The organism is Pasteurella testudinis DSM 23072 (genome assembly GCF_900176075.1).
GTDB classification, from domain to species: Bacteria; Pseudomonadota; Gammaproteobacteria; order Enterobacterales; family Pasteurellaceae; genus Chelonobacter; species Chelonobacter testudinis.
The window spans coordinates 69,004-86,447 of the sequence record NZ_FWWV01000003.1; the positions used below are offsets into that span (position 1 = coordinate 69,004).

The 17,444-nt window shown below is 46.2% G+C and carries 9 protein-coding genes; 2 read left to right on the forward strand and 7 right to left on the reverse strand.

Translation table 11 applies throughout. From position 1 onward, the window contains the following. Positions 1–74: 74 nt before the first annotated feature. The 4 genes from aroA to serC form a co-directional block, all read right to left on the reverse strand. Positions 75–1,406 (reverse strand): 3-phosphoshikimate 1-carboxyvinyltransferase, encoded by a 1,332-nt coding sequence (aroA, locus tag B8880_RS03195; protein ID WP_084255975.1) that lies wholly within the window; start codon positions 1,404–1,406, stop codon positions 75–77. Positions 1,407–1,568: 162 nt separating this feature from the next. Beyond that, positions 1,569–2,666, reverse strand: a complete 1,098-nt coding sequence (gene hisC, locus B8880_RS03200; RefSeq protein WP_084255976.1) for a histidinol-phosphate transaminase — start codon at positions 2,664–2,666, stop codon at positions 1,569–1,571. 44 nt (positions 2,667–2,710) lie between these two features. Then, positions 2,711–3,442: a Fic family protein gene (locus B8880_RS03205; protein WP_336244931.1), complete on the reverse strand. Its 732-nt coding sequence runs from the start codon at positions 3,440–3,442 to the stop codon at positions 2,711–2,713. Between the two features lie 52 nt (positions 3,443–3,494). Further along, on the reverse strand, positions 3,495–4,580 hold the full coding sequence (gene serC, locus B8880_RS03210) for a 3-phosphoserine/phosphohydroxythreonine transaminase (protein WP_084255977.1): 1,086 nt from the start codon (positions 4,578–4,580) through the stop codon (positions 3,495–3,497). A gap of 454 nt (positions 4,581–5,034) precedes the next feature. Between serC and B8880_RS03215 the strand changes: the two genes are divergently transcribed. After that, positions 5,035–5,364 (forward strand): DUF496 family protein, encoded by a 330-nt coding sequence (locus B8880_RS03215; RefSeq protein ID WP_084255978.1) that lies wholly within the window; start codon positions 5,035–5,037, stop codon positions 5,362–5,364. Between the two features lie 103 nt (positions 5,365–5,467). On the opposite strand, the gene B8880_RS03220 is transcribed toward B8880_RS03215, so the two are convergent. After that, complete coding sequence (locus B8880_RS03220) at positions 5,468–6,379, reverse strand: mechanosensitive ion channel family protein (RefSeq protein WP_084255979.1); 912 nt, start codon at positions 6,377–6,379, stop codon at positions 5,468–5,470. Between the two features lie 176 nt (positions 6,380–6,555). On the opposite strand from B8880_RS03220, the gene tehB reads away from it, so the two are divergent. Further along, positions 6,556–7,422, forward strand: coding sequence for an SAM-dependent methyltransferase TehB (tehB, locus tag B8880_RS03225; RefSeq protein WP_084255980.1), 867 nt, complete (start codon positions 6,556–6,558; stop codon positions 7,420–7,422). 309 nt (positions 7,423–7,731) lie between these two features. Here the strand turns inward: tehB and B8880_RS03230 are convergent, their stop codons facing one another. Together B8880_RS03230 and B8880_RS03235 are read right to left on the reverse strand one after the other, a co-directional pair. Beyond that, the gene (locus B8880_RS03230) at positions 7,732–10,209 is read right to left on the reverse strand and encodes a beta strand repeat-containing protein (RefSeq protein WP_084255981.1); all 2,478 of its coding nucleotides are present in this window, start codon (positions 10,207–10,209) and stop codon (positions 7,732–7,734) included. A gap of 281 nt (positions 10,210–10,490) precedes the next feature. Beyond that, positions 10,491–17,384 (reverse strand): Ig-like domain-containing protein, encoded by a 6,894-nt coding sequence (locus tag B8880_RS03235; RefSeq protein WP_208610883.1) that lies wholly within the window; start codon positions 17,382–17,384, stop codon positions 10,491–10,493. Positions 17,385–17,444: the final 60 nt, after the last annotated feature.

Below are 17,444 nucleotides of genomic sequence, written 5' to 3' on the forward strand. Positions count from 1 at the left end.
AAATAAAAATTCATTTATTTGCATAAAAAATCAATTAAACCGCACTTTATGCAAGCAAAGTGCGGTTTCCACAACTATTGGGCAATTGCCAAAAATTCGTTAAAAAAGGTCGGAAAGGTTTTGGCAGTGCAGTTCGGATCGAGGATCGCCACCGGCGTATCTGACAGCGCAATTAGCGCGAAACACATTGCCATGCGGTGATCGTTGTAGGTTTCGATTTCCGCATGTTTAAATTGATTCGGTTGCAAGGGTTGAATGCGAATATAATCCTCGCCCTCTTCCACCGTTGCCCCGACTTTGCGCAACTCGGTTGCCATTGCCGTTAAGCGATCCGTTTCTTTCACGCGCCAGTTATAGATATTGCGGATCACCGTTTCGCCTTGGGCGAAAAGTGCGGTGGTGGCAATGGTCATCGCTGCGTCGGGAATATGATTCATATCCATATCCACACCGTGCAATTCACCCTGCTCCGCTTCGATAAAGCTGTCGCCCCAAGTGATTTTCGCGCCCATTTTTTCCAACACCTCGGCAAACAGGCGATCGCCTTGGATACTGTTTTTACCAATCCCCGTCACCCGCACTTTGCCTTTAATCGCGCCTGCGGCGAGGAAATAAGAAGCGGACGAGGCATCACCCTCCACTAAATATTCACCAACCGCTTGATACTGTTGTTGTCCTTTGACAATAAAAGTGCGGTAATCCTGATTCTCCACCTGCACGCCGAAAATCGCCATCATATTCAAGGTGATGTCGATATAGGGTTTTGACACCAATTCCCCGATAATTTCGATTTCGGTATCCGCTTGCGCCAACGGCGCAGCCATCAAAAGTGCGGTCAAAAACTGGCTGGAGACCGAACCGTCGATCCGCACTTTGCCACCGTTTAAACCGCTGTTGCGAATCGCCAGCGGCGGATAGCCGTCGTTTTCCAAATAATCAATCTCCGCACCGGCTTGGCGCAACGCATCGACCAGATGTTTAATCGGGCGTTCTTTCATGCGCGGTTCGCCGGTCAATACAATTTCGCTCGTCTTTTCGTTCGTCTGCGCGCTCGGTTCGACTTGCAGATTGCGCAAACACAACGCCGCCGCCAACGGACGCATTGCCGTGCCTGCATTGCCTAAAAACAGCGATAAACCTGAGTGCCAACGAAATGCGCCGCCCAACCCTGTCACTTTACATTCGGTTTTATCCTCTGACAGCTGATAGCTGACACCAAGCTGCTTGAGCGCATTTAACATATGACGTACATCGTCACTGTCTAATAAATTTGTGACATTCGTCGTACCCTTTGCCAATGCCGCCAATAACAGCGCACGATTGGACAAACTTTTCGAGCCGGGCAGATTGATTGCGCCTTCGACACGGGCGATCGGGTTTAAGGTAATTGAGGTTGGTTGTTGCATAAATTACTCATCAAAGATGTTTAGTCAAAGTAGGAGCGGATTGGTTATCCGCCCGTGTACGAAGAACGATATAAGCATTTAATAAATAAAGCATAAATCTAAAGTGCGGTTCGGGCGGATAACTAATCCGCCCCTGCAATATTTATAAAATACGTTATGATGTTACAACCCCAAAATCAAACTCAGGGCATCGATAAAGCGCTGGTTTTCTTCGGGTAAACCAATGCTGATCCGCAAGTGATTCGGTAAGCCGTAACCGGCGATCGGGCGTACGATCACGCCGTTTTCCAGCAATTTTTGATAAATCGGTGCGGCAGGTTGTTTTAAGTCTAAAGTGATAAAATTGCCTTTGGACGGAATATACGCCAAGCCCTTTTGCTGGAAAAAGGTTTCCAACTGCTTTAAGCCTTGACGGTTATTGTCCGCCACTTTTTCGATAAATTGATCGTCATTCACCACCGCCACCGCAGCACTTAATGCCAAGCTGTTACAGTTAAACGGTTGGCGCACACGGTTGCACAAATCGGCGACTTCCGGCGACGACACCATATAACCGATACGCAAGCCCGCCAAGCCATAGGCTTTGGACAGGGTACGGCAAACGACTAAATTCGGGTATTTTTGCAGCAGATCGAATGACGGAACGCGTTCTTGCACCGAGGTAAATTCGGTATAAGCCTCGTCTAAAATCACCAAAATATGTTCCGGCACTTGCGCTAAAAAGGCTTCGATCTGAGCAGCGGTCAAGAACGTGCCGGTCGGATTATTCGGGTTGGCGATGTAAATCACTTTGGTTTTTTCGTTAATCGCCGCCAAAAAGCCGTTCAAATCATGCCCGTAATCTTTCGCCGGTACGACGATGGCTTTGGCGTTGATCGCCTGCGACACCAACGGATAAACAATAAAAGTGTATTGCGAAAAAATCACTTCGTCACTGGCATTCAAAAAGGTGTGCGCGGTGATTTCCAATAAATCGTTCGAACCGTTGCCCAGCGTGATTTGTTCCGCTTGCACCCCGAATTTTTGCGCAATCGCCTGTTTCAGTTCAAAACCGTTGGCATCGGGATAACGGGTCAAATCGTCCAATTGACGTTGGATCGCCTGTTTGGCGCTTTGCGGAAAGCCGAACGGATTTTCATTCGACGCCAGTTTGATAATATTGGCAATGCCCAATTCCCGCTCCAGTTCTTCAATCGGCTTGCCTGCCTGATACGGCGATAATTGGCGCACGCCCGGATTGGCGATGTCGATAAATTTCATAGTGTCCTCTACATTGATATTTGCTGCGCGCTGTGACCGCACTTTTAATTTGCTGTTTGCCAATTTGCATTAAGTATGGTTAATGTGCGCAGCATGGTTTCCTTTAACGCTTCGGCGACAAAGCGAATGATTGATTGATATTTTCCATCATCGGCTTCCGCCAACGCACGGTAGTAATCCACACGCTTTTCCGCTTGCAAAATGGCAACCTGATAACCGGCTTTCATCAATTCTAAATTCAATAACAAGCGACCGGTTCTGCCGTTGCCGTCGATAAAAGGGTGAACGGCAACAAAACGGCTGTGCAAAATCGCCGCTCGTTCAATCGGATTCAACTTGTCTGTCTGCATGGCATTCCAAGCAATCAATTCCGCCATTTGCGGCTGCACCAAATAGGGCTGCGGCGGTTGGTGTTCCGCACCGCTGATCGCCACCGGTATCGTGCGGTATTTGCCGGCCTCACGGGCATGATCGGTTTTTTGCAAAATCAGGTAATGAAAATTTTTAACCGTGCTTTCATCAAGCGGATTATTTTCTTTTCCCAAATCAATCAGATAATAGATCGCTTCTTGATGATTTAAAATATCCAAATGATCTTTGAACGGTTTCCCGTTTGCGGTAATTCCGTTTTCCAACAGCACTTTGGTTTCGAAAATATCCAATCGGTTGCCTTCAATCGCGTTGGACTGCTGGTTGTATTTCAACATCAGATCATCTTGAATCAGCTGTAAACTTGCCTGATTTAACGGACGACAGCGATCTAATGCCGCTTTCATCTTCGCCAATTCCGCCAATAATGCCGTGTTGCAATCGGAGGTTGCCATAGCGTTACTGATTTTCCTGCGCAAATTGTTGCATGAATGCAATCAGGGCTTCCACCCCCTCAATCGGCATGGCGTTGTAAATCGAGGCGCGCATGCCGCCGACGATGCGGTGTCCTTTCAGTGCCTGTAAACCGCACTTGGTGGCTGCGGCGACAAATTTGGCATTCAGGTCGTCATTCTCGGTGGTAAAGGTGACGTTCATCAAAGAGCGGTTGGCGACAGCGACGGTGTTGCGGTAAAAACCGCTTTGATCGAGATAAGCATACAATTTTTCCGCTTTGGCACGGTTGCGGCTCTCCATTGCACTTAAGCCGCCGTTATCCAACAACCATTGGAACACCAACGAGCAGAGATACCACGCGAACGTCGGCGGCGTGTTGAACATCGAATCGTTGTCACGCAAAATTTGATAATTCCAGATTGACGGCGTGGCGCTGCGGGCTTTGCCGATCAGGTCGTCACGCACGATTAAAATCACAATGCCGGAAGGTCCCATATTTTTTTGCGCGCCGGCATAGATCATGCCGAATTTGCTGACATCAATCGGACGGGAAAGAATATTCGACGACATATCCGCCACCAGCACCGCATCGCCGACATTCGGTACATCAAAAATTTCTACGCCGCTGATGGTTTCGTTCGGGCAATAATGTACATAATCGTATTGGGCGGCAATCTCGCTGAAATCCAATTTTTCCACACCGACCACACCGTCTTTTTCTGCGGTGATCGTCACTTCGTCGATCTTACCGAACAGACGTGCTTCTTTAGCCGCCGCCGCCGACCAATAACCGCTGTTCAAATAAAGCGCTTTGCCGTTTTCACCCAATAAATTCAGCGGAATCGCGGCAAATTGCCCGCGCGCGCCGCCTTGGGCAAACAATACTTGATAGTTATCCGGAATCGCCAACAGTTCACGGATTTGTTGGATCGAACGCTCCGCCAATGCCATAAAATTTTTACCACGGTGGCTGACTTCCATCACCGAGGTTTGCAACGCTTCCCAGTTCAGCAACTCTTGCTGTGCTTGTGCTAAAACCGCCTGTGGCATCATCGCCGGACCGGCACTGAAATTAAATACTTGTGACATGTTTTGACCTTAATTCTACCAATGAAATAAATAGCATTAGTTTTATCATTCCGTTCTGCTCTTATCAATCGCTTTATCACATTTAATGCCATTTTTATTCTGCAAAACGTGATCGAAGCCTTTGACGATCTGTGCTAAAAAGGATAAATTAGAGGAAGTGATTAGGGTCTGTTGATGTTTGTTTATATTTTGAGTTGTTGTTTAAAATTAGCACAATCTAGCCGTAAGCCGAAATCAATAGTGGGGCTATTGATGAGGGTTACAACGACGAGTGTGCTAATTTTAAACGCGACCCGTAGGGCTATGACTATTTTTTGCCACTACTGCGTTAAAAGCCGTTTGTTTAGAATGACTAAACTTCACGACTTTTGCCTTGTATTGGCAAAAAATAATCTATAGCTCAAATTATAAACAAACATCAACAGACCCTAATAATCAATAAGCGAGTGTAAAAATGGACGCTGTAAATAAACAATGTTTTCAAGACGTTTTGGAATATGTCAGCCTGGCGCGTCAGCGCAATAAATTGAAACGCGATATGGTCGATATCGAACGCAAAATTCGTGATAACCAAAAACGCGTACTGTTGTTGGATAATTTAAACCAATACATCAGCGATGAAATGAGCGTGGCGGATATCCGCGCGATTATTTCCACCATGCGTGACGATTACGAAGATCGTATCGACGATTATGTGATTCGCAATGCGGAAAATTCGAAACAACGCCGTGAAATCAGCAAAAAATTGACGGATCAAGCCAAAGCCCGTCAGGCAAAAAAATAGTTTGCGCGGTTTTTGATAAACATTGATGAACATTGATGAACATTAAGGGCGGATTTTATATCCGCCCTTTTTGATCTAACGAGAGATCTAACGAGTGATCTAACTAATGCGATTTCTTCTCGACGCCGACCACTAAATCTTGATCCAGATGGACGTTTAATTGATTAAACGGAATCGCAATGCCCGCTTTATCAAACTCCAACTTCACTTTTTCGGTGATCGCAAAATAGACGCCCCAGTAGTCTGCGGTTCTTGTCCACGGGCGGACAAACAACTGCACGCTGTTTGAGGCAAGCGAACCGACGACGATTGTCGGTTGCGGATTTTGCAGGATACGCGAATCGTGTGCCAGACAATCGGCAATGATCTGCTTTGCGCTCGGAATGTCGCTGCTGTAATCAATATCAAAGATAAAATCCACCCGACGGGTTTCATTGCTTGAGTAGTTGGTAATGCTGTCGCCGAACACTTTGCCGTTCGGCACCAATACGGTTTTGTTGTCACCGGTGCGCAATTCGACCACCAATAGGCCGATTTGATTGACCACCCCTGCCGTGCCGCCGGCTTCGATGTAATCCCCTTTGCGGAACGGTTTGAAAATCAAGATCATCACACCGGCAGCAAAATTTTGCAGCGAATTTTGCAACGCCAAGCCGACCGCCAAACCTGCCGCCCCGATTAACGCCACCAACGAGCTGGTGTTAATGCCCAGTTGCGATAAAGCGGCAATAATCACAATGAGCAGGAAAAGGAAGTAGCTGATTGAGCTGACGAAACCCTGTAACATTTCGTCACGGCTGGAGCGCAATACCGCCTTGCCCAACAGGCGGCTTAAAAAACGCGCTATTGCTTTACCAATCAAATAAATTGCAATTGCCAATAAGATTTTTGTGCCGTAAGGAATTAGCCATTGATTTAAAAACGTATTAAAATCCAGCTGTTGCACGCCATTAATTAACGCTGCGGTCTGCGCCTGAATATCCACTGTCGTGGCTTCTGTTGTGGTGGTTGTCATGATGATTCCTCTTTTAAGATGTTAAAGTGCGGTCTATTTTAGCATAAGACAGCCCCTACATATTCAGCAAGTTTGCGTAAATCCGACTAAATTCGTCGGAAATAATTGCCTATCGGTCAAATTTTCTTTAAAATTCGCACAAATAAATATTTTAAATATATCTTTAAGGATACCTTATGCACTCTCAATTAATTTGTTACAAAAAAATGCCGGTTTGGACCAAAGATACCCTGCCGAAAATGTTCCAAGAAATGCATAACACCAAAGTCGGGACTTGGGCGAAAGTCACTATTCTTGCCGGTGCGTTAAAATATTTTGCACTGGACGAGTTCGGCAATGTCACTGCCACGCATATATTCGATGTAGAAAACCAAGCGCCATTTGTCGAACCGCAGCAATGGCACCGTGTTTTGCCTTTGTCCGATGATTTGCAGTGTTATTTGGAATTTTATTGTTTGCCGCAAGATTATGTCGCCAAGAAATACAACATGACCGCCACCCATTCCGAAGTGATCAATGCCCTGCAATTTGTGCAACCGTGCAAAACGTTGGATCTGGGTTGCGGACAGGGGCGCAACTCCGTATTTTTGGGCGTACAAGGATTCGAGGTCGATGCGTGGGATCACAATGAAACCAGCCTTGCATTTTTAAATTCGGTGATCGAGAAAGAGAATTTAAACCAAGTCAAAACCGCACGTTACGACATTAACCAAGCGGCTATTCAAGACAATTACGATTTTATTCTCTCCACCGTCGTGTTGATGTTCTTGCAACGGGATCGCATTCCGGCAATTATCGCTAATATGCAGCAACACACCAATATCGGCGGCTATAATTTAATCGTGGCGGCGATGTCCACCGATGATATGCCTTGTCCGCTGCCGTTTTCTTTCACCTTTGCCGAAAACGAACTGAAAAATTATTACCACGGTTGGGAACTGCTCAAATACACCGAAGCCTTGGGCGAACTGCACAAAACCGATGCCAACGGCAATCGGATCAAACTGAAATTCGTCACAATGTTAGCGAAGAAGATCAGCTAAATACGTTATTGATCGTTTTAACATCAAAACCGCACTTTTACTGCCAAAAGTGCGGTTTAGCGTATAGCATTCCACTTGATTTAAAAGCCATATATTCCATTTCTAAAGATTGTAATTCTCACCTTTTCCTACCGATAACTGCCGTTTTCACACAAAAACATCATTATTGCCTTTAAAATAGACAAACGGAACTTTCCACATACAACATCTCAATAATTTTCGATTCGTTTTTGTTTTTTAGACCCTGTAAAAAAACCGCACTTTTATTACTAAAAGTGCGGTTTGAGGTTAGTTAACGTAGGTTATCGGTTAGATAACGATAATACCGGTTTGGATATAAACATCGTTAGATGTATCTGTTCCTGCTGCTGAATGGTGGTAAACATCATAGGTGATACCTCCTTCAGAAATGGAAGCTCCTTTCTGCCATGTACCACTCTTGCCTGACACTGTATTATCTTGCAAATTTTGTGTACCGTTTAATGCATCACTTGTCCAGTTATTCTGACCTAAATCAACAACACTGCCATTGACACCTTTAATACGCAGTGCCTGCGAGTTTTGAGTATCATCTAAGAGATCTTTATAACGGATATCTACAGATTGACCAGATTGTGTCATCTGAATTACCTCAAAATTCTCAAATTTCTCGGAACTCAGATTAGTGACGCCTGAACCTGTCTTCGTATTTACAGTCGTAGTCAAAATTAATGTATCAATACCACTACCACCATTAATTTTATTCGTACTGGAAATAGTTGTACCGCCCCAAGTTACTGTATCGTTACCGGCGCCCATTGAGATGGCTGGATTTCCAGTACCAACGCCCAATTGTCCGTTGATGGTCAGTTGATCATCACCGCTACCAAAGGTAATAACTGAGGAATTATTCACACCTCCACCAATAGTGAGAACATTATTACCTTCTCCCATATCGATCTTCGCACCATTTTGTACAATACCTTTAATGGTTACGGTATCGTTTCCTTCACCCATATTAATCTGAGTTCCAGAACCATCAACATTACCTACGCTGCCATTATGTACACCGACCGTCAGAACGTCATTTCCGGCACCCATATCAATAATGCTGCTACCGCTGATATTACCTGTACCGCCATTTTCTGTTCCGATTGACATAACATCATCACCTGCGCCCAGATAGGCTTTGGCATTGTTCTTCATCTCGAAACCGATATACACAGTATCAACGCCGTTGTCACTACCATCGTCCTTACGAGTTAACGCCTGAGTATCCATCTCATTGCTAGTACTTCCAGCTTTTAACGTCACACCATCTGCAACACCACCGATAATCAAAGAATTATCAAAATCTCGCTTAATATCAATTGAGTCATCACCAGCACCTAAGACGACTACGCTACCACCTTGCAATGATCCACCTGAATTTAAACCTGAGTTTCTTTCTGTAGTATCCAAGCGACGATCAGATCTAAGCGCACTGTCTTTCGCCAGGTCAGTCAATACAATGCTGTCATTGCCTGCTCCCATATCAATCAAGCTGCCGGCTTTAACATTACCGCCTTGTAAGCGTAATGTATCATTACCACCACCGGTCAACACCGTTGCGTTCTGAATATCATCTCTGTCGCCTACATTATTACCGAAATCGCCGACAATAATCGTATCGTTACCGTCACCGGAAACCACCCAGCTACGCGTAGAGCCGCCGATAATATCGTTACCGACCAGTAGGGTATTATCGCTGCTACCTAAATCGATACCGCCGTCCATATTGTTACTGCCGACACTTTGTGACAATTGAACATAGTCATCACCAGCCAGTGTAGAAAGCACAGCTCCCCGCTCAACATTACCCCAACCCGTACCGGTTAGGAAATTTCCGCTTTCGGTATAACCAATCAGAATCTTGTCAGCGTCCTCACTGGTAAACATAAAGTTAGGATCAGTTTTATCAGTCGACGTTCTTTGATTATTAGTCACCGAGTTCGCACCATCGACAGACCCTGAATTAATACCGTTAGTACTGTCCATATTATAATATAGGAATGGCAATGCAGAGACATCATTGACCTTGAAGGTCACCGCCAACTCTTCAGAAACCAAATTGGTTTGATCGACCGCAATAATGTTATAGTTACCAAACTGATTTGTGGACGTTTCATAATCATTGCTGTCAACTTGGCTGAGTTCACTGTTTGTGCTGATTAACGCTCCACCACCGGATACCGTCAAATAAATCTCGCCTTTTGTATTAATCGCATATTTACCGTCCTCACTTCTGGCACTCATCGCACCATTAGTGTGAACAAATAAATATTCTTTGATTTTATTATCTTCGTCTGTCGCCTCCACTGTTGCGATCGGGTTTTTGATTAAATGATTTTCAAAATACTTGAATGAAGCTGTTTCTTGACTAAATACCGGCTGGAACAACACGTTGGTTTCAACTTGCGCCATCTTGCCGTTAGTGTCATTAACAATCAATTTTGAACCGAAAAGCAAAAACTTTTTCTCAATTGTCACTTCACCGCTTTTAGGATCAAGCGATAATCCGTTCGGTTTGCTATTTTGTATTCTACCGCTCCTGATCCATTGATTCTCTGCGTTTTTTGTCACAATCACGGTTTGGGCTTCCCCTTGGCTATCCATCAACTGAATCTTCAATTCCGTCGAATTTTCCTGTGACGGCGCAACTTTCAGTGCGCCATTCATTGCCCAAATTCTCGGCATATCTGTCGCTTGATTTTCGGCAAACGGTTTCAAAGATAAATTTTTATTATTTGCTGTTCTATTCACTGGCATAACCGGCTCTCCTGTTTCGCTGTTAATCATTTGTACAAAAACATTTAAAATAATAACCAATGGTTATAATTTCAAATTGAAATAAAATTATCAGCTTTTAGCGACAATGACCGCAGGTTTTACACAAAAGATCATTATTATCAATAAAATAGACAAACGGAACTTTCCACATACAACATCTCAATAATTTTCGATTCGTTTTTTGTTTTTTAAACCCTGTAAAAAAACCGCACTTTTATTGCTAAAAGTGCGGTTTGAGGTTAGTTAACGTAGGTTATCGGTTAGATAACGATAATGCCGGTTTGGATATAAACATCGTTAGATGTATCTGTTCCTGCTGTTGAATGGTGGTAAACATCATAAGTTACTCCATCAACTACAGTTGTTGATTGTTTAGACCAAGAACCTCCCCGTACAGAACTATCTGACAGGTTAGCACTACTTGCAGAATCACTGTTATAGTTATTCTGTCCTAAATCAACTTTACTTCCGGCAACACCTTTAATATACAGTGGGCTTTCATTGGTCGTATCACTCAGCAAATCAGAATAACGGATATCAACCGAGTTACCTGAATTTTTCATTTCAATCACTTCAAAACCTTTGAATTGTGATGAACCCAAATTCGTAATACTGTTAGTACCAGTATGCGTATTGGTTGTAGTTGTCAAGATCAAGGTATCTTTACCTGCACCACCATCGATCTGATTTGTACTCGAGATACTCGTACCACCCCAAGTTACCGTATCGTTACCAGCGCCCATTGAGATGGTTGGATTTCCAGTACCAACGCCCAATTGTCCGTTGATGGTCAGTTGATCATCACCGCTACCAAAGGTCACACTTGAGTTGTTATTCAAACCACCACCGATTGTAAGAATGTTATTACCTTCTCCCATATCGATCTTCGCACCATTTTGTACAATGCCTTTAATGGTTACAGTGTCATTACCAGCATCCATATTGATCGTTGAATTATCAACATTACCTACGCTGCCATTATGTACACCGACCGTCAGAACGTCATTTCCGGCACCCATATCAATAATGCTGCTACCGCTGATATTACCTGTACCGCCATTTTCTGTTCCGATTGACATAACATCATCACCTGCGCCCAGATAGGCTTTGGCGTTGTTACTCATATCGAAGCCGACATAAACAGTGTCAATGCCATTGTCTTGACCGTTATCAATCACGTTACGAGCACCACTAGCAATATCCTTACTTCCAGAGACCAAAACGTTACTGCTAGCCATACCACCGATAATAGTTGAATCGCTAAAATTTCTAGTGATATTGATACTGTCATCACCAGCACCTAAGACGACTACACTACCGCCTTGCAATGATCCACCTGAATTTGAACCTGCGTTTCTTTCTGTAGTATCCAAGCGACGATCAGATCTAAGCGCACTGTCTTTCGCCAGGTCAGTCAATACAATGCTGTCATTGCCTGCCCCCATATCAATCAGGCTAGCGGCTTTTACATCACCACCTTGTAAACGTAATGTATCATTCCCTGCACCGGTCAATACAGTTGCATTTTGGATATCATCTCTATCTCCAACAGTGTAAGAGAAATCGCCAACAATAATCGTGTCATCACCGTCGCCGGAAACCACCCAACTACGCGTAGAGCCGCCGATAATATCATTACCAACAATCAAGGTGTTATTACCGCTACCTAAATCGATACCACCTGCCATATTGTTACTGCCCACACTTTGTGACAATTGCACATAGTCATCACCAGCCAGTGTAGAAAGCACAGCGCCACGCTCAACATTACCCCAACCCAGACCGGTTGCGGCATTTCCGCTTTCGGTATAACCAATCAGAATCTTATCAGCGTCCTGACTTGTGAACTGGAAGTTCGGATTTGAAGTATCAGTCGAAGGTTGTTGATTACCAGATACCGAATTTGCACCATCTACAGATCCTTGGCTAACACCATTAGTTTCATTCAACGGATAGTACAAATATGGTAATGACAATACGTTGTTCACTTCAAAAGTCACCGCCAACTCTTCAGAAACCAAATTGGTTTCATCAACCGCAACCACGTTATAACCGCTAAACTCATTCGGACGGGTTTCGTAGTCATTGTGTTTGTTGTTGCTCAAGCCTGAGGTAGTCGATAACAGCGCACCACCGTTCATTGTCAAGAAAATCTCACCCTGATTATTAATGCTGTACATTCCGTCCGGGCTGACCGCACTTTGATTGCCGTTGGCATCGACAAAGTAGTAGTTAACCACCTTGTTATCAACATCGGTTGCCACCACTTGACCGACCGCATTAGCTGCCAGCTGGTTTTCAAAGTAACCGATAGTGACCGCATCTTCGGCAAATTCAGGACGGTAAGAAGCAACCTCAGTTTCTGTCGATTTATTACCGGCAGTGTCGGTTGCCACAGCGGTTATCGTTGAACCTGCTTGCACCGCACTTCCCGGCAATGTAATAACACCACTATCCGCATTGAATGTTGCGCCCTCCGGCAAGTCGCCTGTTGTCGTCCAAGTTGCTCCGTCACGTTGCACGCTCACGGTTTTTTCTTCACCGTTACTGTTGACGTAAGTCACTTCAACATTGTGGTGCGTATCCTGCGTACTCGGATTCGGTGTCACCACAACATTACCGTTACTGACGCTGATTGTTGCCGGATTCGGCGTAGTATCCACGATAAACGGTGTTCCCTCTTTCCAAGTTGTCGGACTGATCTCGCTTGTCGCATTCCCTGCCGCATCAACAGCAAAGACACGAGGGAATTTCTGACCATCGTCCATTGCTTTCTCAACTTGAATCTCAAACTTACCTGTGCTGTCTGCCACACCTGAATAATAGCTGCCGTCAACATAAATGCGAACGATAGCGCCCGGCTCGGTCGTACCTTCCAAGATCGGCGTATTATTATTCGTCATATTATCGGAATCGGAATAACCGGTATCATCACTGGATTTCAGTTTCAGATCGGCAATGATCGGTGTTGTTTGGTCAATTGTTACATTTTCCAAGGTTTCCGTTCCGACATTACCTGCCGCATCTTCGCTCGTCACAACTATGTTTGTATAAACCCCTTCCGGTAACACATATTCTCCGGCTGAGTTCGGTGTGATCACGTTACCGTCAGCAACCACGCTGGTGATCGTGCCATCACCACCGGAAACGATTAATTTACCGTCGTTGGTGATCTTGTCAGTTGAACTCGAACCGGTATCACTATTTAAACCCACTGTTGGAACCGGAGCGGTTTGGTCAACGGTTACATTTTCCAAGGTTGCCGTTCCGACATTACCTGCCGCATCCACACTGGTTACGACTACGCTGGTGTAAGTTCCTTCCGGTAATACATATTTACCGTCAACAACCGGCACTTCGACACCGTCGGCAACCACAGAAGTAATCGTGCCGTCACCACCGGATACCGTTAATGTACCGTCTTTAGTGATCTTGTCATCAGCGCTTGCACCGGTATCGGTAGTCAAGGTAATAGTCGGTGTTGGTGCGGTGGTATCACGGGTCGCATCGTCGTTTGCCGCTTCGCTTTCGTTACCTGCCGCATCTTTAATTGTTGCTGTTACGTCCAGTTTTTCACCGTCTTCAGGCGCAGTGACTTTCACGTCCACGCTGCCTTTAGTGATGTCAGCCTCGGTTAACGGTGCTTGTGGTTCGCCGTTAACGACCACAACATCACCCACTTTCGCATCTGCAGGCAAGCCAACCGTTACCGTTACATTACCGTCATTATCGATTTCATCAGCGGTGATAAAGTCATCACCGTTACCGATAGTCACGGTCGGTGCACTTGGTGCAGTGGTGTCACGGGTCGCATCGTCTTTTGCCTCTGCGCTTTCGTTGCCTGCCGCATCTTTAATCGTTGCTGTTACGTCCAGTTTCTCACCGTCTGCTGGGGCGGTAACTTTCACGTCCACGCTACCGTTAGCGATGTCTTCATCGGTCAAGACTTGCTCTTCACCGTTAACAATTAANGTGTCACCGGCTTTGGCGTCTTTAGGTAATGTGACGGTCACAGTCACCTTGCCGTCTTCACCGATTTCATCGGCAGTGATCACATCATCACCGTTACCGATAGTCACAGTCGGCGCACTTGGTGCGGTGGTGTCACGGGTCGCATCGTCTTTTGCCTCTGCGCTTTCGTTGCCTGCCGCATCTTTAATCGTTGCTGTTACCTCCAGTTTCTCACCGTCGTTAGGCGCTGGGACTTTCACGTCCACGCTGCCTTTAGTAATATCCTCTTCAGTCAACTCTTTCTCTTCACCGTTCACAATCAAGGTGTCACCGGCTTTGGCGTCTTTAGGTAATGTGACAGTCACAGTCACATTGCCGCTCTCATCGATTTCATCAGCGCTGATCACATCATCACCGTTACCGATTTTAACTTCAGGCGCACTTGGTGCAGTGGTATCACGGGTCGCATCGTCTTTTGCCGCTGCGCTTTCGTTGCCTGCCGCATCTTTAATCGTTGCTGTTACTTCCAGTTTCTCACCGTCTGCTGGGGCGGTAACTTTCACGTCCACGCTACCGTTAGCGATGTCTTCATCGGTCAAGACTTGCTCTTCACCGTTAACAATTAAGGTGTCACCGGCTTTGGCGTCTTTAGGTAATGTGACGGTCACAGTCACCTTGCCGTCTTCACCGATTTCATCGGCAGTGATCACATCATCACCGTTACCGATTTTAACTTCAGGCGCACTTGGTGCAGTGGTGTCACGGGTCGCATCGTCCGTTGCCGGTGTGCTTGCGTTGCCTGCTGCATCTTTAATCGTTGCCGTTACCTCCAGTTTCTCACCGTCGTTAGGCGCAGTGACTTTTACGTCCACGCTGCCTTTAGCGATGTCTTCATCGGTCAAGACTTGCTCTTCACCGTTAACAATTAAGGTGTCACCGGCTTTGGCATCTTCAGGTAAGCCAACCGTTACGGTGACATTACCGTCTTCATCGATTTCGTCAGCGCTGATCACATCATCACCGTTACCGATAGTCACGGTCGGGGCATTAGGCACTTTGTCCGTACCGGCTGTGCCTTTACCTTCTTCAGACTGATTGTTAGCTGCATCTGTGTTGGTTGCGCTCACAGTACTACCGTCTTTTACCGCATCTTGACCAATTGTCACTACGCCTGTATTTGGATTGACAGTTACACCTTCCGGTAAAGTGGTATCCGCTCCATTCTCGTCCACCGCTTTCCATGTGCCGTCTTCGCCCTTCACCACAGTTACAGTTTGTTCTTCGTCGTTCTCATCGGTATAGGTGATATCCAACTGCTCTGCATCATCTGCAGGCGTTACCGTCACGCTGCCGTCTTTATCGCTTGAGGTGACAACCGGCGCATCCGGAGCTTCTGTATCAGCATCGGCATCACTGTCCGAATCAGAATCTGAGTCGCTGTCGGAATCTGAGTCAGAATCGCTGTCGGAGTCAGAGTCAGAATCTGAGTCGCTGTCGGAATCAGAGTCAGAATCGCTATCGGAATCAGAGTCAGAATCACTGTCGGAGTCAGAATCGCTATCAGAATCTGAGTCACTGTCAGAATCAGAGTCTGAATCGCTGTCAGAGTCTGAATCGCTATCGGAGTCAGAATCTGAGTCGCTGTCGGAATCAGAGTCGCTATCGGAGTCAGAATCTGAATCACTGTCGGAATCAGAGTCAGAATCGCTATCGGAATCTGAGTCAGAGTCGCTGTCGGAATCAGAGTCAGAATCACTGTCGGAATCAGAATCTGAGTCGCTATCGGAGTCAGAGTCAGAATCGCTGTCAGAATCAGAATCTGAGTCGCTATCGGAGTCAGAGTCAGAATCACTGTCGGAATCTGAGTCAGAATCGCTATCGGAATCTGAGTCAGAGTCGCTATCGGAGTCAGAATCTGAATCACTGTCGGAATCAGAGTCAGAATCGCTATCGGAATCTGAGTCAGAGTCACTATCGGAGTCAGAATCAGAATCGCTATCGGAGTCAGAATCGGAATCGCTGTCGGAATCAGAATCGGAATCGCTATCGGAGTCAGAATCTGAGTCGCTGTCGGAGTCAGAGTCTGAATCACTGTCGGAGTCAGAATCTGAGTCGCTGTCGGAGTCAGAGTCAGAATCACTGTCAGAATCAGAATCGCTGTCGGAATCAGAGTCAGAGTCGCTATCGGAATCAGAGTCAGAGTCGCTATCGGAGTCAGAATCTGAGTCGCTGTCAGAATCAGAATCGCTATCGGAATCTGAGTCAGAATCGCTGTCGGAATCAGAGTCAGAATCGCTATCGGAGTCAGAGTCTGAATCGCTGTCGGAATCAGAGTCAGAATCGCTATCGGAGTCAGAGTCGCTATCGGAATCAGAGTCAGAATCGCTATCGGAGTCAGAATCGCTGTCGGAATCTGAATCGCTATCGGAATCAGAATCGCTGTCAGAGTCAGAATCGCTATCGGAATCAGAGTCAGAGTCCGCATCGGCATCAGCGTCCGCATCAGAATCATCACCTAAAGCAATTTCAGTAGTCGGTTCACTCTTGTTACCGGCTTCATCATTATTCGTTGCTGTCACCTCAGTACCACCCTGAATTGCCTCTTCCGGAATGGTGATCACGCCGGTTTCCGGATCGACGGTCACACCTTCCGGCAATTCATCGGTTGCTGTCCATTTGCCGTCGTCACCTTTTTCGATCGTCACGGTTTGAGTATTGCCGTCTTCGTCGGTGTAAGTCACTTCCGCTTCGGTCGCATCGTCGGTAGGGGTAACGGTCACTGAACCGTCTTCTTTGGCATCGATTACCGGAGCAGCCGGTGCGTCGGTATCTTCCGCTGGTTTAGTATCGCTTGCGCTGTTGCCGGCATCGTCTTTGTTTTCAGCCGTTACATCCGTACCGCCCTTGATTGCCTCTTCCGGAATGGTGATCACACCGGTTTCCGGATCCACAGTCACGCCTTCCGGCAATTCGTCGGTTGCTGTCCATTTGCCGTCGTCGCCTTTTTCAATCGTCACGGTTTGAGTATTGCCGTCTTCGTCGGTGTAAGTCACTTCCGCTTCGGTTGCGTCGTCGGCAGGAGTAACGGTCACTGAACCGTCTTCTTTAGCATCGATTACCGGAGCAGCCGGTGCATCAGTATCTTCCGCTGGTTTAGTATCGCTTGCGCTGTTGCCGGCATCGTCTTTGTTTTCAGCCGTCACATCCGTACCGCCCTTGATTTCATCAGCAGGAATGGTAATTACACCGGTTTCCGGATCGAC

What these genes read in the sequence shown, in the direction of transcription:
- B8880_RS03230 (WP_084255981.1), bottom strand. Translation starts at nt 10,209, where the DNA reads ATGCCAGTGAATAGAACAGCAAATAATAAAAATTTATCTTTGAAACCG.
- hisC (WP_084255976.1), bottom strand. Translation starts at nt 2,666, where the DNA reads ATGAAATTTATCGACATCGCCAATCCGGGCGTGCGCCAATTATCGCCG.
- B8880_RS03220 (WP_084255979.1), bottom strand. Translation starts at nt 6,379, where the DNA reads ATGACAACCACCACAACAGAAGCCACGACAGTGGATATTCAGGCGCAG.
- tehB (WP_084255980.1), top strand. Translation starts at nt 6,556, where the DNA reads ATGCACTCTCAATTAATTTGTTACAAAAAAATGCCGGTTTGGACCAAA.
- serC (WP_084255977.1), bottom strand. Translation starts at nt 4,580, where the DNA reads ATGTCACAAGTATTTAATTTCAGTGCCGGTCCGGCGATGATGCCACAG.
- B8880_RS03205 (WP_336244931.1), bottom strand. Translation starts at nt 3,442, where the DNA reads ATGAAAGCGGCATTAGATCGCTGTCGTCCGTTAAATCAGGCAAGTTTA.
- aroA (WP_084255975.1), bottom strand. Translation starts at nt 1,406, where the DNA reads ATGCAACAACCAACCTCAATTACCTTAAACCCGATCGCCCGTGTCGAA.
- B8880_RS03215 (WP_084255978.1), top strand. Translation starts at nt 5,035, where the DNA reads ATGGACGCTGTAAATAAACAATGTTTTCAAGACGTTTTGGAATATGTC.